Origin of the sequence: Lentibacillus persicus (assembly GCF_900112705.1) — a bacterium.
Lineage (GTDB): Bacteria > Bacillota > Bacilli > Bacillales > Amphibacillaceae > Lentibacillus > Lentibacillus persicus.
In genome coordinates, this window is record NZ_FOMR01000001.1 from 297,268 (window position 1) to 323,717 (window position 26,450).

A 26,450-nucleotide genomic window follows, 5' to 3' on the forward strand; every position below is an offset into this window, starting at 1 on the left:
TGCATAGGTTGAGTTTAGAAGAAAAAAATAAGAAGATTGTTAAAGAATTTATGGACACTTTTTCGACAGGAGATATTGATAGATTCTTAACTTACATGTCTGACACAGCAACATGGTGGGTTGCCGGTAATATCGAGGGCGTTTCTGGTGAAAAGGATATGAAAGAATTTAGGGAGATGAACTCAGGACTCGCGACGGCTACAAAAGAAGGTGCCATCCGCCTGACACCAATTGCATGGACAGTTGATGGTAACCGTGTTGCTGTTGAAACTGAATCCTATGCAGAAATGACTAACGGCAAGATTTACAATAACTTATACCATTTTCTGTTTGTTGTGGAGGACGGAAAGATTCAACAGGTCAAGGAATTTCTTGATACGGAACATACACGTTATGTTTTTCTCGGCGAATAAGACATGAATTGCAAAAGGAGAACAAAGCTCAAGAGTTGTTCTCCTTTTGTACATAATAATTACTTTTTAGTGGGGGTGATCCGATGTTGTCTTATGAGGAGATAAATGAAAATTTCTCATGGAAAAACGTATTGAAAAAATATGACTGGGACCCGGAGGAAAAATTCAACATGGCCCATGAAGCCTGTGACCGTTGGGCAAATGATCCCAGTAGGGTAGCTATTTATTATGAGGATCAACACGGGCGAAAAGAGACGTGGACATTTTATCAGTTAAAAGAAAAATCAGACAGAATGGCTAATCTGTTACGGTCTTATGGCGTTGAAAAAGGAGACAGGGTAGCTGGTCTGTTAGGCAAGGATATGGCACTTTATATAACGGTACTGGCAGCTTGGAAAATCGGGGCCATTTATGTGCCTTTATTTACTGCATTCGGCCCTGAAGCACTTCGTCATCGAATGTTAGATTGTGATTGCAAGCTATTATTAACGAATAAAGAACAGGCTGAGAAATTGGAAAATATAACTACAGAAACTATTGTTATTGATGAACTATTCGCCGGGAGACTCACATTTTGGGAGTTTTTGGAGACGTTTTCCAAAGAACATGTAACTGAACCCACCACGTTAATGGATCCATCGGCTATCCAATATACTTCCGGTTCAACAGGATTACCTAAGGGTGCAACATGGGGTCACAAAATTTTGCTCAGCATCTACCCATATCAGAAATATGCCATGGGCACAGAGATGAATGACCGTTTATATGGCGGGGCGGATCCGGGGTGGTCGTTTGGACTTATACAATGTACATTTGCACCGCTCTCCATGGGTGCATCAATTTTAATATATAAAGGAAAATTTGAAGTCGAAAAAACCTATCAACTATTGCAAGATTATAAAATTACAAGTTTTGCATTTGCTCCCACAGCATACAGGGCAATGATGGCTGCTGGTTCAGATCTCGTGCAGAAATATCATTTCCATTTGAAAAAATTCAGCAGTGCCGGTGAACCACTAAACGCTCAAGTCGTCCGCTTTTTTAAAGAGAACTTTGGCCGAGAGATTTATGATCATTATGGCGCAACTGAGCTCGGAATGATTATTAATAATTATAATAGTACTGATATGGAAGTAAAGCCAGGTTCAATGGGGTTTCCGTCTCCAGGCTATAACGTTAAATTAATAAATCAGGACGGGGAGGCCGTCCAGCAGGGAGAAATTGGAGAAATTGCAGTTGATCGAACAGCCTTTCCATTCTTTTTTCTTGGGTATTGGAATAACCCGGAGAAAACTGAAGAGAAGATGAAAAAAAACTGGATGGTTTCAGGTGATCTTGCGAGGGAAGATGAGAATGGTTATTTCTGGTTTCAAGGAAGGTCTGATGACGTTATCTCAAGCGCAGGTTACCGAATCGGACCTTTTGAAGTAGAAAGCAGCCTGATTGAGCATCCGGCTGTTCAGGAAGTTGCTGTTATTGGAAAACCTGATCAAGTAAAAAGTGAAATCGTCAAAGCATTCGTTGTACTAAAAGATGCATATAAAGCAAGAGCTTCCAAGGAATTTGCTGATGAATTAAGTTTGTTTGTTAAAGAAAGGTTATCCAAACATGAATACCCGCGTGAAGTCGAGTTTATTGATGAACTGCCGAAAACTCAAAGCGGTAAAATTCAGCGCTTTCAGTTGCGGGAAATGGCAAAAGAATTGAAATAAGGACAGTTTAGGGGGTGTATTTCATGAGTGTGAAGCAAGACATTACAGAGGTCCGCGAAGGAGAAGACTTTGACCGTCAGGCTGTGAAACAATATATAGCCGAACAGTATGGTGAACTTCCCACTGCCCCTTTAGAGGTAAAACAATTTTCAACCGGGTTGTCTAATTTAACATATTTCATTCGGTTTGGGGATTGGGAAGGGGTATTAAGGCGACCTCCTGATGGGCCATTGCCTCCTAAAGCACATGATATGAAAAGGGAGTCGACATTTCTCAAGAAACTTCATCCTTACTTTTCATATGTTCCGGAACCATATGTCATGTGTGAGGATACATCTATTATCGGCGTCCCTTTTTATGTGATGGAGCGGAAAAAAGGAATTGTGCTGGATGAAGAATTTCCGCCGGATGTGGAAATTACAGAAGCACGACTTCGAAAGCTTTCGTATGCGGTAGTAGATCGGCTTACAGAATTGCATACCATCAATTACGAAGAGGCTGGGCTTAAGCAATTTGGTCATCCCAACGGATTTATTGAACGACAGGTCCATGGCTGGATTAACCGCTATGAAAAAACTAAAACAGATTCAATTCCATATGTCGATAAAGTATGTCATTGGCTCATTGATAATATTCCAAAAACAGCGAAAAGCAGTATTATCCATAACGATTATAAATTAAATAATATGTTGCTTTCCAGGGATTTGACTAGTATCAATGCTATCTTGGACTGGGAAATGGCGACAATTGGCGATCCATTATTTGACCTCGGAGGTGCATTGGTTTACTGGGTTCAACAGGATGATCCTGAATCTATTAAAAAAAGTCTGCCAGCCATTACAGCAAAAAAGGATGGTTTTATTTCTCGTAATGAATTTATTGAACGGTATGCCAGAAAAACAAATAACGATATTCAAAATATGGATTTTTACATTGCTTTGAATTATTTCAAGCTGGGTGTTGCTCTACAGCAGATTTATTACCGCTGGAAGATTGGAAAATCGAGGGATGAACGTTTTGCAGAATTCCATCGGCGGGCAAAGAGATTAATTAAGCAGGCATATAAAGTTGTTGATCGAAAATTATATCCCTGAAAATGTAATAAACAGCGTTTTCACTTATCTGGTTGAATTTTTAGATAACTAAATTGACATAAAAATAATAAACGTTTAGAATAATGTTGAATGATATCGAATTTTGTTGAAGGAAGTGGAACAATGTCTTTACGAGCGCAAAAAACAGCGAAGAAAAAAGAGGAAATAGTAAAATCTGCAATTAGCATCATAACTGAAAAAGGCTATCATAATACAACGATGGAAGATATCGCAGCCAAACTTCTTATGACAAAGGGTTCTGTGTACTATTATTTTAAGGATAAGCATGATTTACTTTACCAAAGCTATAAAATGCTTCTGGAATCCAGTATTAATACAGTTGCAGATATACAGCGGGAAAATATTTCAGTGGAAGATAAACTATCAAAAGTTATGACTGCTCATATAGAATATTTAATAGCTGAAAGGTCCGGGTTTGAAACGGGGATTAATCCGGAGCAGTTTTTTGAAGGGAATAAACTGAAATCAATTTTAGATTTAAGATCAAAGTATGCAAGTGAAATTGATCGTTTAATCATTGAAGGTATCGATTCCAATGTTTTCGCCCCGGTCGATGTAAAAATTGTTAGAAATATCATCTTAGGTGCTATGAACTGGGTGATTCGATGGTATTCTCCCGAGGGAGAGATGCGAGGAGAAGAAATGGCCTCATCCATTACGAAATACCTATTGCGTATCCTTAAACAAAATGATTAGAAATACCGACTATTTAAGGACTTCTTAAGAAATAAAGAAGTCCTTTTCTAGCTGATTCCATGGATGTATGTTCAGCGCTTTTAGGTTTTTCCATTAGTTCATTAGAAATAAAGTAGTTATAAAAATTTAAATAAACCAAATTATCTAAAAATAAATTGATTTTAACCTGTGTTTCTGATATAGTTTAAATTATACAGGCAGAATGAGCGTTTTTAGCTGCCGTAATAAATAATAATATATATCAACATTTAATATAGATTTATACATAAATTTTTTTAACCTCTTATTTAACCAATTGTTTAAAAATAAAATTATAAGTTAAACAGATGAATAGTAACTATTTATAAGAAAGGAAGATTTTCATGGCCGAATTACTGTCCGTAACAAAGGAGAATGGTGTTGCAACCGTAATAATTGATAATCCGCCAATGAATGTTTTGAGTGTGCAGGTGACAAAAGAGCTTGATGAGGTGTTTCAGGCGCTAAAAGATGATCCCAAAGTTATAACTGTCATTCTTACCGGGGCAGGGGAGCGTGCTTTTATGGCTGGGGCTGATATTAAGGAATTTCCGGATAAAGAAAAAAATAAAAGCACAGAGATTGATACACATGACGTCTTTGATCGGATAGAAAACATCTCTAAACCGGTGATAGCTGTCCTGAATGGGTTTGCACTTGGCGGCGGCCTGGAATTATCCTTGCTCGCTGATATTCGAATTGCTGAAGAACATGCTCAGCTTGGTCTTCCGGAGGTTAATCTCGGACTGCTTCCTGGAGCAGGCGGCACACAGCGTTTGCCGCGAATCGTTGGTGCTTCAAAAGCAAAAGAAATGATGTTTACGGGAGATCCATTATCTGCTGAGGAAGCTCACAGACTTGGACTTGTCAACAAGATAGTTCCTAAAGGGGAAGGAAGAGATGCGGCAAACAGCCTGGCACAAAAGTTGGCCAATCATTCCCTGCAATCGTTGAGTCGGATTAAACACTTGGTTAATGTTGGCAGCGAGCTTCCGATTGATGAAGGTCAGGATATGGAGAAGCAGCTATTTGACGACCTTTTTGTAACAGAAGACGCCAAAGAGGGTGTTCGTGCATTTATTGAAAAACGAAAGCCTGTTTTTACACACAAGTAGTTACGATCAAAGGGGGCTGATGCCATGCAAAAGCAAAAAAACGATACAATTGATTGGCAAAAGATTGAAACGTATATCCGCAATCATATTACCGATTTGTCAAAAGACGAAGAAATGTCTGTGAAAAAGTTTACTGAAGGTTATTCCAATTTGACCTATATGGTTAAGATTGGGGAATGGGAAGCGGTTTTACGCCGGCCGCCTTTTGGCTATATACCGCCAAAAGCACATGATATGGAAAGGGAGTACCGGATTATTGAGAAGATACATCCGGTTTATCCTTTAGCACCGAAGCCATATATGTTCTGTGAAGATACAAATATAATGGATAAGCATTTTTATATCATGGAGAAGAAAAATGGGATTGTGATTGATGCGGAGATTCCTGAAGCATTTAAGGAAATAAAAAACGCCGGAAAGGATATATCAGAAGCAGTCATTTCTGCTTTAATAGATTTGCAAAATATTGATGTGGATAAGAATGGTTTGCATAATCTGGGGAAACCAGAGGGATTTGTAGAGAGACAGGTATATGGGTGGAAGAAACGTTTTGAAAGGTCAAGAACAGACGACCTCATAGACTTAAAGGATTTGGAAACGTGGCTTATCAATCATATCCCATCCAATAGAGAAGTATCGATTGTTCATAATGATTTTAAACTGAATAACATGATGTTTGAAAAAGGCGATCCGGGTAAAATAATCGGTGTTTTTGACTGGGAGTTATCAACGATTGGTGATCCGCTAACAGATTTGGGATCATCACTTGTTTATTGGACGGAAGAAGGCGATCCGGATATGGGGTTAACTTCTGTGACGGATGAGGCGGGCTTTGGATTTTATAGCCGTAGGGACTTCCTCGAAAGGTATGCACAAATATGCGGGCGAGACGTTTCTGACGTGAATTTTTACTTAACACTGGGGTTTTATAAATTGGCTGGCATACTGCAGCAGTTATATTACAGGTGGAAAATTGGTGAAGTGAAAGATGACCGTTTTTCCACTCTGAATCAAGGTATAGCACACCTTTTGGAAATGGCCGAAGAGGCCAAAAACAATCGATTGATATGATTGAAAGCGCTTTATCGAACGTGAGTTTCTTTGTTTTATGGGTAATACGGAGGAGGAATGGCTGTGTACTTTGAACACTCCCATAAAGTAAAAGATCTGCAAGCAAGATTAAAGTTATTTATGGAGGAATATATTTATCCGAATGAAGAAATTTATGCAGAACAAATCAATAGCCATGACCGATTTTCTGAAATCCCGCCAATTATGGAGGAATTAAAACAAAAGGCAAAAGAAAAAGGTTTGTGGAATTTATTTTTACCGGAGCGAGAATTTGGTTTGGGTCTATCCAATCTGGAATATGCACCATTATGTGAAATTATCGGGCGGTCACATATTGCACCTGAAGTCTTTAATTGTAATGCTCCGGACACAGGAAATATGGAAGTCCTTTTAAACTACGGCTCAACACAGCAACAAAATGAATGGCTTATCCCTCTATTAAATGGTGACATTCGTTCCTGCTTCTCAATGACAGAACCTGATGTTGCTTCCTCAGATGCTGTAAACATTAGTGCAAGTATTGTTCGGGATGGAGACGAATATGTCATTAATGGTACGAAATGGTGGTCGACAGGTGCGTTGGATCCGCGCTGTAAGATTGCTATTGTAATGGGGGTAAGTGACCCTGCTGCACCTCGTCATAAACAGCAATCTATGGTCCTCGTTCCAATTGATACACCCGGTGTAGAAGTGAAGCGTTCGTTAAATGTATTTGGTTATGATCATGCGCCTAATGGCCATGCGGAAATAGAATTTAGAGATGTGAGAGTTCCAGCCGGCAATATTCTGTTAGGTGAAGGACGAGGTTTTGAAATTGCCCAAGGCAGGCTCGGGCCCGGCCGAATTCATCATTGCATGCGGTCTATTGGGGCAGCTGAACGAGCACTGGAATTAATGATGACGCGTGTCCGGGACCGTGAAGCATTTGGCGGAAGATTGATAGATCAGGGAATTGTTCAGCAATGGATAGCAGATTCACGTATGGAGATTGAACAGGCGAGATTACTCACCTTAAAGGCGGCTTATATGATGGATACCGTTGGAAATAAGAAAGCAAAAGCGGAAATATCGATGATTAAAGTGATTGCACCGAAAATGGCTCTAAATGTTGTCGACCGGGCCATTCAAGCATTCGGGGGAGCGGGCGTCAGTGATGATTTTATCCTTGCAGCCAGCTGGGCAAATTTGCGCACAATTCGAATTCTAGATGGACCGGATGAAGTGCATAGAAGGACAGTTGCGCGAGAAGAAATAAAGAAATATAAATAATCAATCGGCTGTCAGAAAGAAAAGTGAAACAGGCCCAATTCATATATGCCAGAAAACTGAGGTGGCGGGGAATGCGTAAAATCCATGTCATATTAAAAAAAGAAGATGTAGATGAGAGATATTTAGATAATAAAATAGCAGTTGTGTTTGATATCCTGCTTGCCACAACAACCATAACGACAGCACTCGAACATGGAGCAAGGGAGGTTATTCCTGTCTTAGACCAATCAGAAGCAAAGGAAGTGATAAAGGCTATCCCGGAGGGTAACGGCCAGCTGGTTGGCGAAGATCAGGGGTTAACCATTGAAGGGTTCATATCTCCAGACCCATTGGCTTTAACGGGGAAGATTTCGGATAAAACGATGGTGTTATGTACAACCAATGGAACAGTAGCCCTTAAGAAGGTCTTGTCCGCCAAAAGCATATATGCTGCATCGTTATTAAATAGTGTAGCAGTAGCGAGAAGACTTCTGGACAATTGTCAAGACGAAACGATTTTATTGGTTTGTGCCGGATCATCCGGCGAATTTTGTGTAGAGGATTTTTATGGAGCGGGTTATTTTATTGAATGTTTAATCGCGCAATGCAAGGAAGAAGAATGGGATTTAACGGACGCAGCATTGTCCGCTTTTCATTTCGCCAGGGGAATAGGCGGCCAAGCGGCAGAAATATTTCATGCTTCCCGAGTTGGAAAAATGTTAACTAGTCTGGGGATGAGAGAGTCTATCGATTTTGCTGCCAAAAAGGATGTATGTCGAATTGTTCCATATATTGCCGATAGAGCAACCCTTCGTATAGATGAAAAATAGGTATCCATTTTTATTTTTAATGATTGCTGGAGGTGGAGCAATTGAATGCTTGTAAAATAGTGTTTGTGATTCGCTGTGAATTAATGGAAGTTATTCGGGGCTGTTTGGGTTTGAGAGGTGGGCTAGCGGATGCATGTATATGACTTTTTCAAATTAGATGGAAAAACTGCGATTGTCACGGGAGGCGGCCGGGGCCTTGGGGCACAGATTGCTGAAACTTTTGCCGAAGCAGGTGCTAATGTTGTCGTTTGCTCCCGGAAACTGGATGCCTGCCAGGAAATGAGTGAAACATTAAAAACGCATGGTGTGGACTCTTTGGCCTTAGCTTGTGATGTAACGAATAATGAAGAAGTAAAAACAGTCGTCAATGAAACCTATCAGCAGTTTGGACAAATTGACATTCTGGTGAACAACAGCGGCACATCTTGGGGAGCACCAGCTCTGGATATGCCCCTGGATGCATGGAATAAAGTGATGAATGTTAATATAACAGGAACTTTTTTAATGAGTCAGGAAGCCGGTAAGGTGATGGTCGAACAAGGACAGGGGAAAATTATTAATCTTGCTTCTGTTGCGGGGCTCAAAGGTACAGACGCCAGTTATTTGGATGCACTTGGTTATAATACGAGTAAAGGTGCTATTATTAATTTTACCAAAGACCTGGCTGCCAAGTGGGGACAGTATAATATTCACGTCAATGCTATTGCACCGGGTTTCTTTCCGACAAAAATGTCCAAGGGCTTGCTTGAACAGGCTGAGGGAAAAATCCTTGAATTAACACCATTAAACCGCTTGGGCAATGAAACGGATTTAAAAGGAGCAGCATTATTCCTCGCTTCGAGTGCCTCGAATTACATTACAGGGGGGATTATTCCTGTTGACGGCGGGATGAGTGCGGTGTGAAAGTTCGATTATGCAGCAAGATAAAGTTATACGTATAAGGAGGAAGAAAATGACAATCGTAAATACAAACTTTCAGAATGGTGTGTTTAAGATAATCCTGAACAGGCCGGATAAAATAAATGCCTTAAACAGGGATTTGGCTTTGGATTTAGCGAAAGCAGTATCTGAAGCTGAATCAAACCCTGATGTGCGTGCTGTTCTGGTTTATGGCAATGGAAAAGGATTTTGTGCCGGCGGGGATTTAAAGGATTTTGGGATACATACTGATAATCCAAATGAGGTTAAAGAATTCCTGAAAGAAGGCCAGGAAGCTGTACTTGGACTCTATAATATGGAAAAACCGGTCATTGCCGCTGTTCATGGCCCTGCCGTCGGTGCAGGCTGCAATATAGCATTTGCCTGTGATATCATTATTGCTGAAGAAAGTGCTGTCTTTTCCGAGATTTTTTCACAGGTAGGCGTGATTCCGGATTTTGGCGGATTGTATTTTTTACCGCATAAAGTTGGCATGCATGTCGCAAGTGAACTTGTATTTACAGGTAAAAAATTAAAAGCAAATGAAGCGAAAGAATACGGCTTAATTAATCAAGTGACAACTGAAGGGGAAGCGCTCGAAAAAGCAAGAAAACTTGCATCATCCTTGGCCCAGGGTCCGACAAAAACATTGGGAATGGCTAAACGGATTATGCATCAGGCACCGAATAGCTCTTTGGAGGAAATACTGCAATTGGAAGCTTACGGACAGGCAATCACTTTCCAGTCCAGAGATTTTAAAGAAGGCAGAGATGCATTTTTGGAAAAAAGACAACCTGAATTCTTGGGATATTAAGGGGTGAGAAGATGAGCCTTCCTGGCATCGAACGACTGAAAGGTTATGTTAACTTACCAATCATTATGGCGCCCATGTTTCTGGTGTCAAACACAAACATGGTTATAAATGCGTGTAAATCCGGTATCCTCGGATCTTTTCCGGCGTTGAATGCACGTACAGAAGAAACACTGGATAATTGGATGAAAGAAATAAATGAGGAACTGAAAGCATATGAAACAATAATGCCCGATAAGAAGGTGGCACCATGGGCGGTTAACTTTATAGCTCATCGCACCAATAAACGTTACCGGGAGGATTTGGGGCTGATTAAGAAACATCAACCACCAATTGTCATTACATCCTTAGGGGACCCAAGTCCTGTAGTGCAAGTGGTGCAAGATTATGGCGGGTTGGTATTTTCCGATGTTATCAATATAAAATTAGCTAAAAAAGCAATTGAAAAAGGTTCAGATGGATTAATTCTTATTTCTGCAGGTGCGGGCGGACATGGTGGTACATATAATCCTTTCGCTTTCATTCATGAGGTGAGAACTTTTTGGGATGGCCCAATTATTCTGGGCGGCGGGCTGACGAAAGGAGAAGATATCCTGGCAGCTGAAGCCGCTGGTGCTGATTTCGTTTATATGGGTTCGAATTTTATCCCTTCCACCGAAAGCACAGCAGTGCCTGGTTATAAACAAATGGTCGTGGATTCAAGTATCGAGGATATCATTTATACCGATGTATTCAGCGGAATTAACGCGAACTATCTTATCCCCAGTATTGTAAAAGCCGGGATTGATGTGAATCAATTGGAAGATATGAAGAGAGCCGACATATCAAAGATTGGAAAAGCTGATGTAAAGGCTTGGAAAGATATTTGGGGCGCCGGTCAGGGAATTGGCGCCATCAAAAACCAGTTATCTGTAGCTGAAATCGTTGATGAATTACAGAAGGAGTATCTTCAGGCTAAAGAGAGAGTAATTGTAAATTCGAGGGAGATGGGGGTCCCTTCTTATCCCCCCATTCACTGAATCAATTCCGCTTTTTCAACAACATCGTCAGGAACGGTGATGTCCTCAATTTCATTAAAGTTGCTTAATTCAAACGTTCCTTTGTAATACTGTTCCATATCGCCGAGGTCACTTGTCGTTGTTGAGGTGTATTCCATCTGGTAGCCTGTGATGTAGCCGGTGTTTTTGTCGATTGTAATTTCATAGCTTCCATCTGAGATTTCCATATTGTCAAAGTGTTCTTCAAGCATGTTGCTGGAAACGGAGACCGTTGCGCCAAAGGCAATATCTTTGTAAGCGGCATCATCACCGGCAAATGTTAAGACGTAATGATCACCGTTATCCGTGACATCGAATGCATTGCTGTAATGGGAGAATTGGTCAAACTGGTCATCTTCAACAACCTTGAATTGTTCGTACATCTCGGATTGTTCAGAATCCACCGGCATTGAAAACCAGTGTTCCTCGGAGTTGACGTAAAAGTGATCACCGGTCATGTAAAATTCAAATGCGCCTTCTCCAGCATCACTCGAAACATCGGATGATTGGACATAGAGCTTTTGAGAGTCACCGTAAACGATTTCCATCGTAAATGTGCCTTCGGTATGCGACGTCTGACCGTTCATAGTTGTTTCATCAATATAGTCGCTGGTGCCTTTGAAACTCTTTAATCCGGCCATCGCTTCTGCGGCGTTTCTTAATATATTTTCAGCATCCCCTGAAGCTGCAGCAGGTTCATCAGTTGTTTCTTCGTTTTCCTTCTTATCGGCGGTTCCCTTCGCTTTGTCAGATTTTTGTTTTTCCTCATGGTCCGTTCCTTCTTTCTCTGCTGCGTCCTTTTTATCTTCAGTAGCCTCTGTTTGCGCTGGCTGTTCTGAAGCTTCTCGTTCGTTACTTCCGGCATCCATATTATCGTCACCGCAGGCAACGAAAAACAGCATCACTAATATGAATATAAAACTCATAAATGGTTTCATTATAATGTCGCCCCCTTGTGTCTGTTGTTATAAAGCATACCAAGGGGATATAAAGAGGGTAAACTATACTAAAGTATATGATTGAATCCGGCGTGTGACAGGCACTATAAAAATGTAATAAAAATATATATTTATGCCACATTTTTTCGATAGATATGCCGTTAGGAAGAGGTATCCTCAATAATAGAACGTGGCAATGCAAGGAAATGCAGCAGGAAAAGCAGTGTCCTGTTATGTGTTAATCGCACGTTCGGTGAGGAGCTTTCGTATGTTCACACCAGATCGAAGAAATTTTATTCATGAGGCTGTCATCGAATTTGACTACGATGGCAAACGGATAAAAGGAAAAATGCAGCCTTCTAAAACCAAAAATCGTATGGTGGTCGATATCATGTCTGTGAAAGAAATTGAAGCTGCCAACTGCAGTTGCCCCAATACGCTCATGCAGCACGTATGCCGGCATCAGTGTGCTGAGGCGGTCGAGGGATTTAAAAACACTTATTTGGTGCGGGAAATCCCAAGTGAAAGGTGGCAGTGAATGGTTGATAACAGATCAATAAAGTGAGGCTCACGTACATCAGACTGCATTAAAATCGCGATAAACAGAAGGCTTTATGGCATTCTGTTTATATAAATATACCCCCCTTTATAACACAAAAAGTGGCACCGCCAGGATAAAACAGTCCGCGGCATGCCGCTTTTTGTGTTGCTGTTTCGTTAGGATCTGGACAAATGAGCGTACTTATATATAACAAGAAATCCTTCCGCTCTCTATGATAGAATATTAGAATGTGTGCTGCACGGCACAATGATTATCAACATGGGAGTGGAACAGATTGGATAAACAGGACATCGCAAGCATTCGCAAACAATTCAAAGTGGATAACGATTTATTAACGATAAACGATATTTTCAATGTGTATATTATGAAGGAATCGAGTGAGATTTATCATCATCAGAGCATGCCGTTCGAAATGCTTGAGGCTGAGCAGCAGGAATTATTTATGGAAAACTTTAAAAAAGTGCTGACAGGCCAGCTGGATGAGAAACTTTTTGAGTTGAAGTTTCAGCGTGAGGCAGAAAACAACAGTCAGCTCATCCTCCATCAGGGGCTGTTAAGCAATGATACCGAAGAATGGAAAGGGCAGATGCTGAAGCTGGTCGAGAAGATGCTTGCGGATAAACAATATGAAATGGATGTGGTCGTCACGTTTATTCACGGCGAGTATATGAAACCGATGAAGCGTCAAAGTGATGAAACGGAGGAAAGTGAGCGTGACACCGTTTATTCGCATCCATTCATTTTATGCAGTATGAATAAGACCCAGGATCCGAAAAAAGAGCTGCTGTTTGACTATGTCGAAAAAGAATTCAAATACAATATCGTCGTCGATCCGATTATCAATTTGAAAGCACCGATGTCAGGGTTTTTGTTTCCATCGATTACGGATAATGCAGCAGACGTCAACCATGTGCTTTATGCGGCGGGAAAGAAAAATGAACCGGATTATCATTTTATTGAAGATGTTCTGAACGCTGAAGAAATTATGACCGCTGCCCAGGATAAATTGGTCTTCGAGGAGATTGTGAAGAACGTAGCGGGTGATCAAAAGTTGAATACATCCACACTTTCAAGCGTCTATGAAGAAATTAACCGGGTGGCAGAAGAAACTGAAGCGGCCGACCGGGCGACGTTGGACGTGAAAGATGTGGAAGACGTTTTATCAAGCAGCGGCATTGAAGATGTCAGCACGGAAAAGGTCTCGTCTGCTTTTAAAACGGTTATCGATGATGAGTCGTACGAATTCAAAGCGAACAATGTTGTACCAAAATATAATTCGAAATCGATTAAAATCGAAACGAAAATCGCCAATATTTCAGTCAGCCCGCAAGATTTAAGCCATGTGCGTCAGGTTCATTTAAACGGCAAACGTTTCTTAATGATGGAAGTGGAGGAAAATACAGTGATTGAAGGCTTTGAAATGATCCCTGAAGCGTTGTTTCAAAAAGCCCCGGATGAAGAGGAATGACACGGTAAATCATCTGGAAAATTTTGACGAATTTCCTGACCAGCTTTAGTGAAATCCAGACAATATTAAATATTAAAAATGCGAACAAGTGTTTGATTATATGTTATTTTTATAGTATAATAAATAATAGGATACCCATTAAAAGTAAGTGTATATAGGCAGTGGGGGGATGGAATTGGCTAATGAAACAGACATCCTGATTTACCAAACAGAAGACGGAAATACTAAAATTGATGTCAGGCTTGAGAACGAAACGGTCTGGATGACGCAAAAGGCAATTGCGGAGCTGTATCAAAAGGGAGTAAATACGATTAACGAGCATATAAAAAATATATATGCAGAAGGAGAACTTCACGAATCAGCAACTATTCGGAAAAACCGAATAGTTCAAACTGAAGGCAATAGAGAGGTTAAAAGAGAAGTATCGTTATACAATCTCGAAATAATCATCGCAATCGGCTACCGGGTTCGTTCACATCGTGGCACCCAATTTCGTCAGTGGGCAACAGAGCGATTAAACGAATATCTTGTCAAAGGTTTCACAATGGATGATGATCGTCTGAAAGAGATGAGGAACTTTGGCCAGGATTATTTTGATGAGTTACTCGAGCGGATTCGTGATATTCGTGCTTCAGAGAAAAGATTTTATCAAAAGATCACAGAAATTTATGCAACCTCTGTTGATTATGATCCGAGCGCAAAAATTACACAAGAATTTTTTGCCACCGTCCAAAATAAACTTCACTTTGCCATCCATGGTCAAACGGCTGCTGAACTCATAGTCGACAGGGCGAACGCTGAGGACAAAAATATGGGCTTAACGTCGTGGAAAGGTGATCAGGTACGAAGACAAGATGTTACGGTTGCAAAAAATTATTTATCTGAGAAAGAATTAAAATCGCTTAATCGTATCGTGACTATGTATTTGGATTACGCTGAGGATCAAGCAGAACGACAACAGCCAATGCACATGAACGATTGGGTGGATAAACTCAATGCGTTTCTTCAATTTAATGAACGCGAAATACTTCAAAATGCCGGTAAAATTTCAAAGACCGTGGCTGATAAATTGGCGATTCAAGAGTATGAAACGTTTAATCAGCAGCGGTTAAAGCAAAAAACACATGATGACTTTGAACGGTTTATTAATCAAAATCATTTGAAGAAATAAAGTTACAACGTGTTCAGTCATTATAGTGATTGAAAAGAACCATAAGGTGACCGTTTGGCATCAGAAACTACTCCTTGAAACATTGCTGTATCCTTCAATGCTCTTTTAAAAAAGGTCGGACTCACTGTCTGATTTAAACTTGCTCAAAACACCTCCCGTATCATCATTAGATAATGATACGGGAGGGTTGGCTGAATCTTGTTATTAAGTTTAACGAGAACTGAAATTTTTACGAAATAATTTTCAAACAGTCGTTTTATCTGCTTTAGAATAGCTTACTTCACTTTCATAGCTTCTGCCATAATTTTCGGTAGTTTCGTATTATCGTAGAAGCCGGAAAATTCATCGGCTTTTGGTCCGAATGCATAGACCGGAATATCGGCACCGGTGTGGTTGGTGCTTGTCCACCCGATACTTGCTTTATCGCTGACAATGCTTTTTATGGCTGATTCAGCACTATCCGCTTCCTGGATTTCCTGGACTTCCGCTTGTGTTAATGTCAATCCTGTGTATGATGCGACGACTTCACGGACGTTGGAGCGGTCTTCATTTAACTGGGATGCGATATGTCCCCCGGTTGCCGTGACATTTTGCAGGATGTCGGCATTGCGATCCATTGAGCCGTTTGCGCCGGCTGTCATCCCGCCTGTGTCATGATCGGGTGCCACAACAACGAGAGTTTCACCATCTTCTTCGGCAAATTCGATGGCTTCTTGAACAGCTTTTTCAAACGCTGCCGTATCTGACATGGCCCATGCGGCATCATTGGCATGGCCTGCCCAGTCAATTTGGCTGCCTTCAACTGTCAGGAAGAATCCGTCCTTGTCTTGCTCCAGTGTATCAATCGCTGTTTCTGTCATGGCAGCAAGGCTTGGCTCTTCTGTATCAGCACGGTGTAATTCAGGCGTAAGCGCACCACCGGAAAACAGGCCAAGGAGTCCTTCACCATCTTCAACATTGACATCAGCTTTTGCCAATTGATCACGGTTCTCGACCAATGCCATTCCTTGTTGGGTGGCCTGATGAATTAAATTGGCCTCTTCTTGATTGCCGCCTTCAGATTCCGGCAGAAAGTTATTTTTACCGCCGCCGAGCATGACATCGACACCGCTGTCGACAAGTTGTCGGGCAATTTCGGTTTCATTGTTGCGGTCTTCCACGTGTGTTGCAAAGGAAGCCGGTGTCGCATGGGTAATTGTTGATGTAGCGACAAGTCCTGAAGCTTTGCCGTCTTTTTCAGCGGCTTCAAGGATGGTTTCAAGCTCGTTTCCCTCGGTATCAAGGCCGATGACGCCGTTATTCGTTTTTTCACCGGTTGCCATTGCAGTACCGGCTGCAGCTGAATCGGTTATGTCGGAATCGGCTGAATGGGTGGTGAACAGCCCTTTTAAGTGGTCGTCCCAAATGGCATCCTCACCTTTGTACGTGCGGTAATTGGCAGCATAAGGCGCGCTGAAGCCATCCGGAATCATATAGATGACGTTTTCGACCTTGTTATTGCCGTTTCCATTACCATTACCATTACCATTTCCCGGTCCCGCCCAATCCGGTGGTCCGGCCCAGCTCGGGGGTCCTGCGCTTGCCGTTCCGAGACCAATGCCAGAAAATACGAGTCCAATGCTAAGTGCTCCAATTCCAAATTTCTTTAACATGAAATGCCTCCTTTTTTGATTCTGATTAAAGCGTAACAGCCGAATGTTTTGTTGGTATTAATTGGAAGTAAAGAATCTATTAAACTATTTCATACGAAAGAACCGGGCCATTTTTCAGAGGTGTTTCAATGTTAATAGACGCATAAAATGCTATCAAAACGTTAACGGACGGGCCGTGATTGAGTTGCCGGGCAGTTGCGGTTATAATTTTTACAAAGAAGTGGTTAAGGAGTTGTTCACGATGCAAAACGAAAAACGCGTCATTTTAGACTGCGATCCGGGGCATGATGATGCGATATCAATTATTTTAGCGGCGTCAACTATAAGCCCGCTCAAAATAGAAGCCATTACAACGGTTGCGGGAAATGTTGAGGTGGAAAAAAATACGTTAAATGCGCTCAGGGTGTGTGACGTCGCCGGGTTAACCGATGTTCCTGTGGCACAGGGATCGACAAAACCGTTGCTTAAACGAATGGAAATAGCTGAAGAAATTCACGGCGAAACAGGATTGGAGGGTCCGGCGCTTCCAAGCCAGCCAAGTAAAACAGCTGTCCAGCAGCATGCGGTTGATTTGATCATTGAGAAGGTAATGGCATCGGATGGCGATATAACACTCATTCCGACGGGGCCATTAACAAATATTGCCCTGGCAATGATACGTGAGCCGGCAATAATTCCGAAAATCAATGAAATTGTGTTGATGGGCGGCGGGACCTTTGGCAATTGGACACCGGCTGCTGAATTTAATATTTATGTGGATGCAGAAGCGGCTAAAGTCGTGTTTGAAAGCGGTGCGCCAATCACCATGTTTGGTTTGGATGTGACGCATCAGGCACTGGCGACACAGGAGACGGTTGACCGACTCGCTGAAATTGACAATCACGTTTCGCATTTTGTTGTGGATTTATTAAAATTTTTTATCAAAACAAATCAGGATGTGTTCGGCATGGATGGCGGTCCGATTCACGACGCCTGTACGACGGCATATTTAATCGATCCGTCCATTTTTGATTTTAAGCATGTCCGGGTCGATGTCGAAACGAAAGGTGAATTTACATACGGGATGACGTGTGTTGATACGAATGGGACCGTCAATCGGGAACCTAACGTTAACTTTGCCTATCAGTTAAACCAGGCGAAACTCTGGCAGTTGTTTGAGGATGCGTTAAAAGGTTATTCTTATTAAGCAGGGAGAAGGGGGAGAACGGGACTGCATGCCCTCAAGTTTATCCCTCCTTTTTGCTGACCCAGGTATAATAAAGCGCAGTAATCGTTAGCGTTACAAGAAATACTGCAATGGAGTATGTCCAATTATAGCCGTTCTGATAATGAATAACGTTCATCACCCTTGATAATTGTTCCATTAACAGACCAGCGACAGTCCATCCTAATATATAGGTGATAAAGGTCTTACGCTTAATTTGGAATCGATGATAGAAATAAACGAAAAAATAACTGATCGGTGCAAACGAAAAATAGGTGATCAGGTCGGTTAATTCATACTTATTTGAGTCGTTAACTTTGTAATAGTCCAACAGTCCGCCGCCAATCGTAAAATCGAATAAAGTTGAGATGGCAAATCCCCATATTAAAAATAACCACGTAATATGACGCGGCAACTTTTTTGGAAACGCAAAAAACGCAATGAAAACAAGGACGAGCAGTGTTAAAATGTACAGTTCATTTCGATCAAACGTTTCCCATAGGATCATGTGGAATTCACCGCTTTCTCAGAGGCTCTGTTTATCATTCGGTAAGCAAATAGGGCTGCAAGATTGAGCAGAAGAAAGTAAATGGCATCAAATGCAGAATGCCAGTGTGTGTATTCAGCTACATTTAAAGCCGTTAAAAGATAATTTATATCTGTCAACATAAGTACAGCAACCAGTATAGAAGCAGTTTTCCATAAAAATGTGTCATACCTTACGAATACTTTCAGTTGTATTAAGATAAGGACAGGGATAATAATGCTGCGGTTCAGCAAATACGCTATGTATGGAAGTGGTTCCTCGGGCTGCTTGATAAGTTTTAGCTCATCGCCGACTATCCAGGAGAAGTTGATGCTTATAATCAGGATGATAAGAAATACGAACGTGTTTTCCACGATGGAAAGTCTTTTTTGCATAACAGCGAATAGTGAAATGAAAAACCAGGCCAAAAAGAAAAATATTGCAAAAGCCAAAGCAAAGGACCTCCAGATTGAAAAGTTTAGTTGTAGTATGGCGTTTTCGGAATAATATATGCATTAAATGATGGGCGCTGGAAAGGCGGAGAACGTAAGAATTTTCAATAAATTTAACCGTGATTAAGCTGGAAATAATTTGTCAATAATCAGAATTTTTGTTATAATTGTATGAGATGGACTCACCTATATTCGTGACAGGAATCAAGCATATGATACAGAATCCTGCATAACAGCCGGAATTCCATAAATTTTTCAATAATTAAGTTGTTATTTAAATCATATGATAGAACGGTTAAATTAACAATATAAAGGAGGCCTGGCATAATGAAAGCAGTGGTTTGTACAAAGTACGGTTCCCCCGACGTTCTGGAAATCAAAGAGGTGGCAAAACCCGCTCCAAAGGAAAATGAAATACTGATAAAAGTTTATGCCACAACAGTGACATCAGGCGATGTACGAATCCGGCGTTTTATAAGTCCGTTGCTGGTATGGCTGCCTATGCGACTTTCCCTGGGTATAAGACGACCGAAAAAACCAATTCTGGGCATGGAATTATCAGGAGAGGTAGAAGAAATTGGGGAGCATGTCAAACATTTTAAAAAGGGAGACCAGGTTGTTGCCATGACCGGAAATAATTTCGGTGCTTATGCGGAGTACGTTTGTCTGCCTGAAGACGGTGGCATCACAATTAAACCCGCCAATGTGCCGTATGAAGACGCTGCTGCTTTTTCGTTTGGTGCGACTTCAGCATTGTATTTTCTCAGGCAAGGCAATATCCAAAAAGGGCAGAAAGTACTTATTTATGGGGCCTCCGGTGCGGTGGGAACTGCCGCGGTTCAGCTCGCCAAATACTTTGGTACAGAAGTTACCGCAGTATGCAGCGCAGCAAATAGTGAATTGGTAAAATCACTCGGGGCCGATTATGTTATTGACTATATGAAAGAGGATTTTACGAAAACGAATGTTCGTTATGACCTTATCTTTGATGCTGTTGGGAAAACGTCAAAATATATTTGCATGAATGAACTGACGCCGGATGGGTTATACGTATCCGTTGCAGGGCAGAGAATGGCAAAGGTGCACCCTGAAGATATGACATTTCTTAAAGATTTGGTAGAATTGGAAAAGATAAAACCAGTAATTGACAGGCGCTACCCGCTTGGACGCATTCAAGAGGCTCACAGCTATGTTGAAAAAGGACACAAAAAAGGCAATGTCGTTATGCTGGTTCACGATGAAAAAGTTAAAAGCTAGTCAGGCTTATAATGTTATATTTATAATTCACTCATGTTTTCTCCTATTGCAGTAATTTAACATCATCTAATAATTCTCTAAAAGCCAATTGATTGGAGGAGTGAAAAATGAACAACTCCGAGATTCAGATATTGAAACTGGACGTATCAACTGACAAGGAAGCATTGAAATACATGGGTGATTTTTTGGTGTTTCAGGGTGTTACAGTGAAAGCATTCCCGGAAAAAGTTATTGAACGGGAAGCGACGTTACCGACCGGGTTGCCGGTCCAGTCCATCGGTGTTGCTGTGCCGCATACAGATTCAACATATGTTAAAAAGCGCCAATTGCTTATTTCCCCGCTCAAAACTCCGGTCGTCTTCCGCCAGATGGGGGACACTGAGCAGGAAGTAAATGTTTCATTTGTTTTCATGCCGGCAATCCCGGACGCCGGTGAGCATTTAACACTGCTCCGTCAGTTATTCACGTGCTTTGAAGATAATCAATTCACTGAGGCACTGATTAATTGGGATGGAAAGAAATCGTCACTGAAACGACTGATTCAACGAAACGTGGATGGTTGAGGAACGGGTTCTTTTTCACAAGTGGCCCGTCCTTTCTTATGTGCAGATGTGAATTCAAGAAATTCACATGCTGGACTCGGAATATGGTCGCCAGTTGATTCGTCAAAAAAACAAAAATCTGCTATGATATTAGAAATCTATCACGTTTATAAGGGGGCACCGGCATGAAGTTTGTTTTAATATACGGTCCTCAGGCAGTTGGTAAGATGACGGTTGGGCAGGAACTTTCAAAAATAACTGGTTTAAAGCTGTTCCATAATCACATAACGATTGAGATGCTTGAGCCTTTGTTCGGTTTTACGCCGGAGATGTGGCAGCTGTCAGATTTATTTCGCAGTGAAATATTTAAGGCATACGCAGCCAGTGATCAGGAAGGCTTGATTTTCAGCTTCGTCTGGGCTTTTAATGAAGAAGCGGATTGGAATGCCGTGGAGATAATGACCGGCATTTTCAGGGAGGTAGGAGCGGATATATTTTTCGTGGAGTTGGAAGCCGAGGTGGAAGAACGCCTGATACGAAATAAGTCTGCCAACAGGCTGGTACATAAACCGACAAAGCGGAACACCTCCCATTCTGAACGTGAATTGCTGCGGACGATGGACACGATAAGGCTGAATTCATACGAAGGCGAAATTCAAGAAGCGAACTATTTGCGCATTAACAATACGCACCTGCATGCTGCAGAGGTGGCGCAAAAGATTGTGGAAGCGTTTGAATTGCCGCAACTATAAGGATTGTTGGCTGATGGAATTTATGTTGAGTTTAATATTTGCTAAATTGTAAGGAGGTCTTCGAAATGGGAGACAGTTTACTTCAGAGACATGGAAATAAATTCTAACAAAGCGTTAACAGAATGGGGTTACTGTTATTTGAGAATATTCAACGGGTCATTAAAGTAATTTGAAAGGAGTGGCATCGTATGAAGCATATTAATTCACCGGAAGAGTTATACGCGGAACTGGAAAAGTTGAATAAAAGCAATTCAGCGTCAACCTTTTCTGTTCCGGGTAAAGGAAAGTTCACACTGGTTTATGAAGATAATGAAAAAACAATTCAACAAGAAGTTGAAGAAGACCCCGAACTAAGGGAAATGATTCTGGAAAGCAGAAAGAATTATAAAAAGGGTGAATATAAGACGACCGATGAATTGATTGATTCCCTATACGATAGAAAGTATAAAAAATAATGTGTGTTATTTGGTCAGCAGCGGCTGAAAGTAAGATGATACGATATCAAAGTGAACATTTTACACGAGAAGAAACACTGGATTATATTGCCGGATTAATGATGGAGATAGAGAAACAACTACTCAATCCCTTTATTAGCATTGATCATCCTTCGCACCGTACCGTTTTAATCCCCATAATAAAACGCCTTTTTACTTCAATTCTTTCGCCTCTTCATCATACAGCTGCGTACGTTTAAGATTAACACCGACAAATGACTCGAGAATTGCTTGTCCGCCGGCAATTGCCAGAATAAAGATGACATACTGGGCAATATCGGGAATCAACAGATAGATCAGACCGAGAAAGATAGCGCTCCAGATTCCGGCACACCAGTAGCAGGTCAACAGGTAGCCGACGTTTGATTTGGGTACCGTCTTCGTTTCATTATTTGAGGTTTTCTTTTTTGTTAAGAAAGGTTTTCGTATAAATTCGGTTATTTTATCGAACACGACTAAGTGTGTCAGCCGGTAGCTGGCAAGGATCAGCATCGTGAAGGTCATCCAGGACATTTCCAGTTCCATAAAACACATCCTTCTGGTTTTTAGTTTAGCCTTCCCTTAATGACAAATCTTAAACAGAACAGCACAACAAGGAGGAACATCAACGTATGTATAATTCATCAGAACCGCTGGATCAATCATTTTATAATCAGCCGACGCTCGAACTCGCGCAGTCATTGCTCGGAAAACTGCTGTTGAAAGAAACTGAGGACGGCATTGCGGGCGGTTATATTGTTGAAACTGAAAGCTATATGGGTCCCGCCGATCGTGCGGCTCACAGCTTCAACAACAAGCGGACAAAGCGAACGGAAATCATGTTTGGAAGACCGGGTCACGCTTATACTTATTCGATGCACACCCATTGCCTGTTTAATGTGGTAAGCGGTGATATCGATCATCCGGAAGCAGTATTGATTCGAGGGATTGAACCGTGCACAGGGGAGGATTTAATGGAGCTCAGGCGGCCCAAAGCTAAAACGAAAAAACAGTGGACAAACGGTCCGGGGAAATTGACGAAAGCACTCGGCATTACGATGGCTGATTATGGCCGCAAACTCGATCAGCCGCCGCTTTGGATTGCACCCGGGAAAACGGTGAAGTCGTCAGAAATTGCATCAGGCCCCCGAATCGGCATTGAAAATTCCGGTGAGGCGAAAGATTATCCGTGGCGCTTTTGGATTGAAGGGAACGCGTTTATATCCAGATGAATGTGATTGGGTCATATCAATTTATGGAATGCATTACAGCTTGACTTAAAATTTTAAATATTATACACTGTAAAAAATCGATTGTCGACAAAATTTGCAGACAGTTTGCTGTTAAACTATTTGAAAATTGCGTTAAGTAGCATTAATACGATAGACGGTAATAAATATTTTTGCTGCTTATCGAAAAGAGGGGTATGCTTTCGCTACAACCGTGTTTTGAAAGCGCTATGAAGTCAGAATTTTATGGTGAGGGGGGTTCAATATCGCTTTATCGCATGAAGTCGATATAAGAAAACACATCGATCAAAAAAGAGATCATTATATATCACTTCTCCAGCAAATGATCCGGCAGCCGAGTACTGCGGGAAACGAGAAAGGCGTTCAGCAGCTTGTTTCCGAAAAGTTAACGCAGCTCGGGTTGGAAGTGGACATATGGGAACCGGATGTCAAAGCACTCTCCAAGAGTAAATTTTTTAATTCAAGCCGCAGCGATTTTGACAACAGTCCTAATGTTGTAGGGGTGTTAGCAGGTACTGGAGGTGGTCATTCAATCATTTTAAACGGTCACGTGGATGTTGTTCCGCCGGGTGACCTTAACACATGGGACGAGGATCCTTATTCAGGACGTGTTAAAGATGGAAAAGTGTATGGACGCGGGGCCACTGATATGAAAGGCGGCAATGCAGCCTTATTGATTGCATTAGAGACAATTGTTGACATGGATGTGCAGCTTAAAGGGGACGTTATTTTTCAAAGTGTCATTGAAGAGGAATCTGGCGGAAGCGGCACATTATCGGTTATCGAGGAGAGAGGTTATAAGGGCGATGTAGCCTTGCTTCCTGAACCGAGTGAAATGAAAATATTCCCTAAACAGCAAGGATCGGTTTGGTTCAAGGTTAAAGTGAAAGGTATATCAGCTCATGGCGGCACGCGGTATGAAGGCGTCAGTGCGATTGACAAAGGTATCAAAGTGTATCATAAGTTACTTGAGCTGGAAAAAATCAGAAACGATCGACTAAACGATCCGTTGTATGCGGAAAATCCGATTCCGATTCCATTAAATATCGGTCAGTTTAACGGCGGTTATTTTCCTTCTGCAGTGCCGGATGATGTCGAAATTGAAGGAAGGTACGGGATCGCCCCTGCAGAGTCGATTGAAGAAGCACAAAGGGAATTTGAAGAAACGTTAAAACATCTGGCCGAGGATGATGAATGGTTTAAAGAACACCCCGTGACAGTCGAGTGGTTTGGATTGCGTCTCCCGCCTGGTGGTTGTGATTTGGACCATCCATTTTTAGAGGTCCTTAAAAACAGTTATCAATCTGTGAAAAATGAAGAACCAACTTTGGCTGGCTCAACCTGGGGCACGGATGGCGGGTTGTTGACACAAGCGGGCAATATTCCATCGCTCATATTTGGTCCGGGCACCACACGTATGGCTCATTTTTCAAATGAATACGTTGAATTGGATAAGATTTTTGATACTGCAGAAATTATAACTGAAGCCATATTAGAATGGTGTAACCGATCAAAATAACTGCTGATAGATCCTTTTCAAGAACAACAAGACAAAAATAAATGGAGGAGTTTTCATTTCATGAAAAATTTTAAACGAACCACCACGTTAATTATGATAGCCGTATTCGCTATAGTGCTGGCTGCCTGTTCGGGTGGCGACGGAGATGGCACGGAAGGAAGTTCTGATGCGCAGACGCTGCGAGTCGGCCATACGTTGACAGAATCGACTGCGACACATATTGCATTGGAATCGTTTAAAGAAACGGTAGAAGCAAATTCGGACGGCGCGATTACTGTCGAATTGTACCCGAACGGTCAGCTGTATTCTTCGGAACGTTCTGCGATTGAGGCTGTTCAGGGAGGCAATATGGAAATGACTGTGACGGCTACTGCCCCAGTTGTAGGATTCGTGCCGGAATACAAGGTTCTTGACCTTCCATTTCTGTTCCCTGATAACGAGACGGCTTATGAGGCATTGGACGGCGAATTAGGATCCACATTACTTGAGAAACTGCCCGAAGCCGGATTGAAAGGGCTGGTTTATGGTGAGACAGGCATGCGCCAGCTTTCAACCGGCAATAAACCTATCGAAAAGCCCGAAGATTTAGAAGGAGTTAAAATGCGTACGATGGAAAACGATGTGCATATTGAAGCGTTTGAAACGTATGGCGCTTCGCCTGAGCCCTTCGCTTTTGGTGAGCTTTACTCAGCTTTACAGCAAAACACATTTGATGGTATGGAAAACCCATTAAACTTAATTGATCAAATGAAGTTTTATGAAGTTCAGGAGTACTTGACAATAAGTAATCACGCCTATACGGCAACACTTTTCTTCATTAATAATGATCTTTTTGAAGGGATGTCTGAGGAAAATCAAACCGTTATTGAGGAAGCGGCGGTTGAATTCCGCGATTCCCAGCGTGAATTAGCCCAGGAAAACGCACAAAAAGGGATGGAAGCCGTACAAGGCGAGATGGAAATTACTGAACTGACAGAAGACCAAAGACAAGCGTTTATCGATGCTTCACAACCGGTCTATGACACCTTTCAAGATGATATCGGCCAGGAATTGATGGATTTAGCATTGTCGTACAGAGAGTAAATTTTATTGTTATAGGCTGTTTATAGGCTGGTTTGCTTAAGGTCCCGCCTATAAACATACTAACTTTATCAGGAATCAAAATGTATAGCGTTATAATTGAGAACACATAAAGGAAATGGGGAAAAGTATGGATCTTAAAAAGATTCTTGATAAGCATGTTGAAGAGTTTTTTCTTGTTATAACTATGGCTATCATGGTTCTCTTAATATTTTTTCAGTCATTTTCCCGTTACTTTTTAGGCTTTTCCCTTAGCTGGGGATCTGAACTGGCCGTCTATCTCCATATATGGCAGATTTGGCTCGGTGCAAGTTTAGGGATAAGACTGAGTGAACATGTAAGAATTGACGTATTTGTAAATTTATTAAAAGGAAAAATTAAATTTATCGTTGATGTCTTTGCTTCTTCGATATGGTTTTTATTCGCGCTGTTTCTGGCTTATGAAGGGTCATTATATGTATTGGACTTACTGAGTAACGATCAAACAAGCCCGACTCTGGGAATTCAGATGGGGATTATATATATTGTCATTCCATTAAGCGGCCTATTAATGTGTATAAGATTAATCCAGCATATCTATCTACTCTACAGCAAGGAATTTAAATCATCGTAATCGAAAG

At 41.5% G+C, this 26,450-nt stretch carries 28 protein-coding genes; 23 read left to right on the forward strand and 5 right to left on the reverse strand.

Features of this window, described 5'->3' with window-relative positions:
• Window positions 1-8 precede the first annotated feature (8 nt).
• From BMZ22_RS01540 to BMZ22_RS01590, 11 genes are all read left to right on the forward strand, one after another.
• Window positions 9-413: a nuclear transport factor 2 family protein gene (locus BMZ22_RS01540; protein WP_218144013.1), complete on the forward strand. Its 405-nt coding sequence runs from the start codon at window positions 9-11 to the stop codon at window positions 411-413.
• Window positions 414-496: 83 nt separating this feature from the next.
• The gene (locus BMZ22_RS01545; RefSeq protein WP_090080337.1) at window positions 497-2,125 is read left to right on the forward strand and encodes an acetate--CoA ligase; all 1,629 of its coding nucleotides are present in this window, start codon (window positions 497-499) and stop codon (window positions 2,123-2,125) included.
• A gap of 23 nt (window positions 2,126-2,148) precedes the next feature.
• A complete protein-coding gene (locus BMZ22_RS01550; RefSeq protein WP_090080339.1) occupies window positions 2,149-3,219 on the forward strand; it encodes a phosphotransferase family protein in 1,071 nt (356 codons plus the stop codon).
• A gap of 123 nt (window positions 3,220-3,342) precedes the next feature.
• Entirely contained in the window at window positions 3,343-3,936 is a 594-nt protein-coding gene (locus BMZ22_RS01555; protein WP_090080340.1) for a TetR/AcrR family transcriptional regulator, read from the forward strand.
• A 362-nt stretch (window positions 3,937-4,298) separates the two neighbouring features.
• Window positions 4,299-5,069 carry an enoyl-CoA hydratase gene (locus BMZ22_RS01560; protein WP_090080342.1) on the forward strand — a complete coding sequence of 257 codons (771 nt, stop codon included), beginning with the start codon at window positions 4,299-4,301 and terminating at the stop codon, window positions 5,067-5,069.
• A 24-nt stretch (window positions 5,070-5,093) separates the two neighbouring features.
• Window positions 5,094-6,140, forward strand: coding sequence for a phosphotransferase family protein (locus BMZ22_RS01565; RefSeq protein WP_090080343.1), 1,047 nt, complete (start codon window positions 5,094-5,096; stop codon window positions 6,138-6,140).
• A 57-nt stretch (window positions 6,141-6,197) separates the two neighbouring features.
• Window positions 6,198-7,409 (forward strand): acyl-CoA dehydrogenase family protein, encoded by a 1,212-nt coding sequence (locus BMZ22_RS01570; protein ID WP_425434262.1) that lies wholly within the window; start codon window positions 6,198-6,200, stop codon window positions 7,407-7,409.
• 71 nt (window positions 7,410-7,480) lie between these two features.
• On the forward strand, window positions 7,481-8,218 hold the full coding sequence (locus BMZ22_RS01575; RefSeq protein ID WP_090080347.1) for a 2-phosphosulfolactate phosphatase: 738 nt from the start codon (window positions 7,481-7,483) through the stop codon (window positions 8,216-8,218).
• A 129-nt stretch (window positions 8,219-8,347) separates the two neighbouring features.
• Complete coding sequence (locus BMZ22_RS01580) at window positions 8,348-9,121, forward strand: SDR family oxidoreductase (protein WP_090080350.1); 774 nt, start codon at window positions 8,348-8,350, stop codon at window positions 9,119-9,121.
• Between the two features lie 49 nt (window positions 9,122-9,170).
• Complete coding sequence (locus tag BMZ22_RS01585) at window positions 9,171-9,950, forward strand: enoyl-CoA hydratase/isomerase family protein (RefSeq protein WP_177183324.1); 780 nt, start codon at window positions 9,171-9,173, stop codon at window positions 9,948-9,950.
• A gap of 11 nt (window positions 9,951-9,961) precedes the next feature.
• A complete protein-coding gene (locus BMZ22_RS01590) occupies window positions 9,962-10,966 on the forward strand; it encodes an NAD(P)H-dependent flavin oxidoreductase (RefSeq protein ID WP_090080355.1) in 1,005 nt (334 codons plus the stop codon).
• Here BMZ22_RS01590 and BMZ22_RS01595 read toward each other — a convergent pair.
• Window positions 10,960-11,922 carry a cell envelope integrity TolA family protein gene (locus BMZ22_RS01595; protein WP_090080358.1) on the reverse strand — a complete coding sequence of 321 codons (963 nt, stop codon included), beginning with the start codon at window positions 11,920-11,922 and terminating at the stop codon, window positions 10,960-10,962. The two genes, BMZ22_RS01590 and BMZ22_RS01595, sit on opposite strands and share 7 nt — an antisense overlap.
• Before the next feature lie 268 nt (window positions 11,923-12,190).
• Here BMZ22_RS01595 and BMZ22_RS01600 point away from each other — a divergent pair, with 268 nt between their 5' ends.
• The 3 genes from BMZ22_RS01600 to BMZ22_RS01610 all read left to right on the forward strand — a co-directional run bounded on the left by BMZ22_RS01600 (window position 12,191) and on the right by BMZ22_RS01610 (window position 15,123).
• The gene (locus tag BMZ22_RS01600; protein ID WP_090080360.1) at window positions 12,191-12,460 is read left to right on the forward strand and encodes a hypothetical protein; all 270 of its coding nucleotides are present in this window, start codon (window positions 12,191-12,193) and stop codon (window positions 12,458-12,460) included.
• A 298-nt stretch (window positions 12,461-12,758) separates the two neighbouring features.
• Window positions 12,759-13,952 (forward strand): DUF4317 domain-containing protein, encoded by a 1,194-nt coding sequence (locus tag BMZ22_RS01605; RefSeq protein ID WP_090080363.1) that lies wholly within the window; start codon window positions 12,759-12,761, stop codon window positions 13,950-13,952.
• 169 nt (window positions 13,953-14,121) lie between these two features.
• Window positions 14,122-15,123 carry a virulence RhuM family protein gene (locus tag BMZ22_RS01610; RefSeq protein WP_425434263.1) on the forward strand — a complete coding sequence of 334 codons (1,002 nt, stop codon included), beginning with the start codon at window positions 14,122-14,124 and terminating at the stop codon, window positions 15,121-15,123.
• Between the two features lie 275 nt (window positions 15,124-15,398).
• On the opposite strand, the gene BMZ22_RS01615 is transcribed toward BMZ22_RS01610, so the two are convergent.
• Complete coding sequence (locus BMZ22_RS01615) at window positions 15,399-16,775, reverse strand: alkaline phosphatase (RefSeq protein WP_090080368.1); 1,377 nt, start codon at window positions 16,773-16,775, stop codon at window positions 15,399-15,401.
• A 241-nt stretch (window positions 16,776-17,016) separates the two neighbouring features.
• On the opposite strand from BMZ22_RS01615, the gene BMZ22_RS01620 reads away from it, so the two are divergent.
• Window positions 17,017-17,961 carry a nucleoside hydrolase gene (locus BMZ22_RS01620; protein WP_090080371.1) on the forward strand — a complete coding sequence of 315 codons (945 nt, stop codon included), beginning with the start codon at window positions 17,017-17,019 and terminating at the stop codon, window positions 17,959-17,961.
• Window positions 17,962-18,001: 40 nt separating this feature from the next.
• On the opposite strand, the gene BMZ22_RS01625 is transcribed toward BMZ22_RS01620, so the two are convergent.
• Window positions 18,002-18,487 carry a hypothetical protein gene (locus BMZ22_RS01625; protein ID WP_090080373.1) on the reverse strand — a complete coding sequence of 162 codons (486 nt, stop codon included), beginning with the start codon at window positions 18,485-18,487 and terminating at the stop codon, window positions 18,002-18,004.
• Complete coding sequence (locus BMZ22_RS01630; protein ID WP_090080375.1) at window positions 18,484-18,957, reverse strand: hypothetical protein; 474 nt, start codon at window positions 18,955-18,957, stop codon at window positions 18,484-18,486. Before BMZ22_RS01630 ends, BMZ22_RS01625 begins: the two co-directional genes overlap by 4 nt.
• A gap of 327 nt (window positions 18,958-19,284) precedes the next feature.
• On the opposite strand from BMZ22_RS01630, the gene BMZ22_RS01635 reads away from it, so the two are divergent.
• From BMZ22_RS01635 to BMZ22_RS01650, 4 genes are all read left to right on the forward strand, one after another.
• Window positions 19,285-20,214 carry an NAD(P)-dependent alcohol dehydrogenase gene (locus BMZ22_RS01635; RefSeq protein ID WP_090080377.1) on the forward strand — a complete coding sequence of 310 codons (930 nt, stop codon included), beginning with the start codon at window positions 19,285-19,287 and terminating at the stop codon, window positions 20,212-20,214.
• A gap of 107 nt (window positions 20,215-20,321) precedes the next feature.
• Entirely contained in the window at window positions 20,322-20,777 is a 456-nt protein-coding gene (locus BMZ22_RS01640) for a PTS sugar transporter subunit IIA (RefSeq protein ID WP_090080379.1), read from the forward strand.
• A gap of 164 nt (window positions 20,778-20,941) precedes the next feature.
• Window positions 20,942-21,508 carry an AAA family ATPase gene (locus BMZ22_RS01645; protein ID WP_090080381.1) on the forward strand — a complete coding sequence of 189 codons (567 nt, stop codon included), beginning with the start codon at window positions 20,942-20,944 and terminating at the stop codon, window positions 21,506-21,508.
• A 188-nt stretch (window positions 21,509-21,696) separates the two neighbouring features.
• Window positions 21,697-21,963 (forward strand): hypothetical protein, encoded by a 267-nt coding sequence (locus BMZ22_RS01650; protein ID WP_090080383.1) that lies wholly within the window; start codon window positions 21,697-21,699, stop codon window positions 21,961-21,963.
• Between the two features lie 192 nt (window positions 21,964-22,155).
• Here the strand turns inward: BMZ22_RS01650 and BMZ22_RS01655 are convergent, their stop codons facing one another.
• On the reverse strand, window positions 22,156-22,527 hold the full coding sequence (locus BMZ22_RS01655; protein ID WP_090080384.1) for a DUF1360 domain-containing protein: 372 nt from the start codon (window positions 22,525-22,527) through the stop codon (window positions 22,156-22,158).
• An 86-nt stretch (window positions 22,528-22,613) separates the two neighbouring features.
• On the opposite strand from BMZ22_RS01655, the gene BMZ22_RS01660 reads away from it, so the two are divergent.
• From BMZ22_RS01660 to BMZ22_RS01675, 4 genes are all read left to right on the forward strand, one after another.
• On the forward strand, window positions 22,614-23,213 hold the full coding sequence (locus tag BMZ22_RS01660; RefSeq protein WP_090080386.1) for a DNA-3-methyladenine glycosylase: 600 nt from the start codon (window positions 22,614-22,616) through the stop codon (window positions 23,211-23,213).
• A 262-nt stretch (window positions 23,214-23,475) separates the two neighbouring features.
• Window positions 23,476-24,750, forward strand: a complete 1,275-nt coding sequence (locus BMZ22_RS01665) for a peptidase (protein WP_090080388.1) — start codon at window positions 23,476-23,478, stop codon at window positions 24,748-24,750.
• Between the two features lie 60 nt (window positions 24,751-24,810).
• Entirely contained in the window at window positions 24,811-25,833 is a 1,023-nt protein-coding gene (locus BMZ22_RS01670) for a DctP family TRAP transporter solute-binding subunit (RefSeq protein WP_245745124.1), read from the forward strand.
• Between the two features lie 127 nt (window positions 25,834-25,960).
• Complete coding sequence (locus BMZ22_RS01675; protein ID WP_177183325.1) at window positions 25,961-26,443, forward strand: TRAP transporter small permease; 483 nt, start codon at window positions 25,961-25,963, stop codon at window positions 26,441-26,443.
• The last annotated feature ends 7 nt before the right edge of the window (window positions 26,444-26,450 follow it).

What these genes read in the sequence shown, in the direction of transcription:
- BMZ22_RS01570 (WP_425434262.1), top strand. Translation starts at nt 6,198, where the DNA reads ATGGCTGTGTACTTTGAACACTCCCATAAAGTAAAAGATCTGCAAGCA.
- BMZ22_RS01545 (WP_090080337.1), top strand. Translation starts at nt 497, where the DNA reads ATGTTGTCTTATGAGGAGATAAATGAAAATTTCTCATGGAAAAACGTA.
- BMZ22_RS01575 (WP_090080347.1), top strand. Translation starts at nt 7,481, where the DNA reads ATGCGTAAAATCCATGTCATATTAAAAAAAGAAGATGTAGATGAGAGA.
- BMZ22_RS01675 (WP_177183325.1), top strand. Translation starts at nt 25,961, where the DNA reads ATGGATCTTAAAAAGATTCTTGATAAGCATGTTGAAGAGTTTTTTCTT.
- BMZ22_RS01660 (WP_090080386.1), top strand. Translation starts at nt 22,614, where the DNA reads ATGTATAATTCATCAGAACCGCTGGATCAATCATTTTATAATCAGCCG.
- BMZ22_RS01585 (WP_177183324.1), top strand. Translation starts at nt 9,171, where the DNA reads ATGACAATCGTAAATACAAACTTTCAGAATGGTGTGTTTAAGATAATC.
- BMZ22_RS01600 (WP_090080360.1), top strand. Translation starts at nt 12,191, where the DNA reads ATGTTCACACCAGATCGAAGAAATTTTATTCATGAGGCTGTCATCGAA.
- BMZ22_RS01625 (WP_090080373.1), bottom strand. Translation starts at nt 18,487, where the DNA reads ATGATCCTATGGGAAACGTTTGATCGAAATGAACTGTACATTTTAACA.
- BMZ22_RS01550 (WP_090080339.1), top strand. Translation starts at nt 2,149, where the DNA reads ATGAGTGTGAAGCAAGACATTACAGAGGTCCGCGAAGGAGAAGACTTT.
- BMZ22_RS01620 (WP_090080371.1), top strand. Translation starts at nt 17,017, where the DNA reads ATGCAAAACGAAAAACGCGTCATTTTAGACTGCGATCCGGGGCATGAT.
- BMZ22_RS01595 (WP_090080358.1), bottom strand. Translation starts at nt 11,922, where the DNA reads ATGAAACCATTTATGAGTTTTATATTCATATTAGTGATGCTGTTTTTC.
- BMZ22_RS01655 (WP_090080384.1), bottom strand. Translation starts at nt 22,527, where the DNA reads ATGGAACTGGAAATGTCCTGGATGACCTTCACGATGCTGATCCTTGCC.
- BMZ22_RS01580 (WP_090080350.1), top strand. Translation starts at nt 8,348, where the DNA reads ATGCATGTATATGACTTTTTCAAATTAGATGGAAAAACTGCGATTGTC.
- BMZ22_RS01610 (WP_425434263.1), top strand. Translation starts at nt 14,122, where the DNA reads ATGGAATTGGCTAATGAAACAGACATCCTGATTTACCAAACAGAAGAC.
- BMZ22_RS01590 (WP_090080355.1), top strand. Translation starts at nt 9,962, where the DNA reads ATGAGCCTTCCTGGCATCGAACGACTGAAAGGTTATGTTAACTTACCA.
- BMZ22_RS01650 (WP_090080383.1), top strand. Translation starts at nt 21,697, where the DNA reads ATGAAGCATATTAATTCACCGGAAGAGTTATACGCGGAACTGGAAAAG.
- BMZ22_RS01645 (WP_090080381.1), top strand. Translation starts at nt 20,942, where the DNA reads ATGAAGTTTGTTTTAATATACGGTCCTCAGGCAGTTGGTAAGATGACG.
- BMZ22_RS01615 (WP_090080368.1), bottom strand. Translation starts at nt 16,775, where the DNA reads ATGTTAAAGAAATTTGGAATTGGAGCACTTAGCATTGGACTCGTATTT.
- BMZ22_RS01670 (WP_245745124.1), top strand. Translation starts at nt 24,811, where the DNA reads ATGAAAAATTTTAAACGAACCACCACGTTAATTATGATAGCCGTATTC.
- BMZ22_RS01560 (WP_090080342.1), top strand. Translation starts at nt 4,299, where the DNA reads ATGGCCGAATTACTGTCCGTAACAAAGGAGAATGGTGTTGCAACCGTA.
- BMZ22_RS01555 (WP_090080340.1), top strand. Translation starts at nt 3,343, where the DNA reads ATGTCTTTACGAGCGCAAAAAACAGCGAAGAAAAAAGAGGAAATAGTA.
- BMZ22_RS01565 (WP_090080343.1), top strand. Translation starts at nt 5,094, where the DNA reads ATGCAAAAGCAAAAAAACGATACAATTGATTGGCAAAAGATTGAAACG.
- BMZ22_RS01635 (WP_090080377.1), top strand. Translation starts at nt 19,285, where the DNA reads ATGAAAGCAGTGGTTTGTACAAAGTACGGTTCCCCCGACGTTCTGGAA.
- BMZ22_RS01640 (WP_090080379.1), top strand. Translation starts at nt 20,322, where the DNA reads ATGAACAACTCCGAGATTCAGATATTGAAACTGGACGTATCAACTGAC.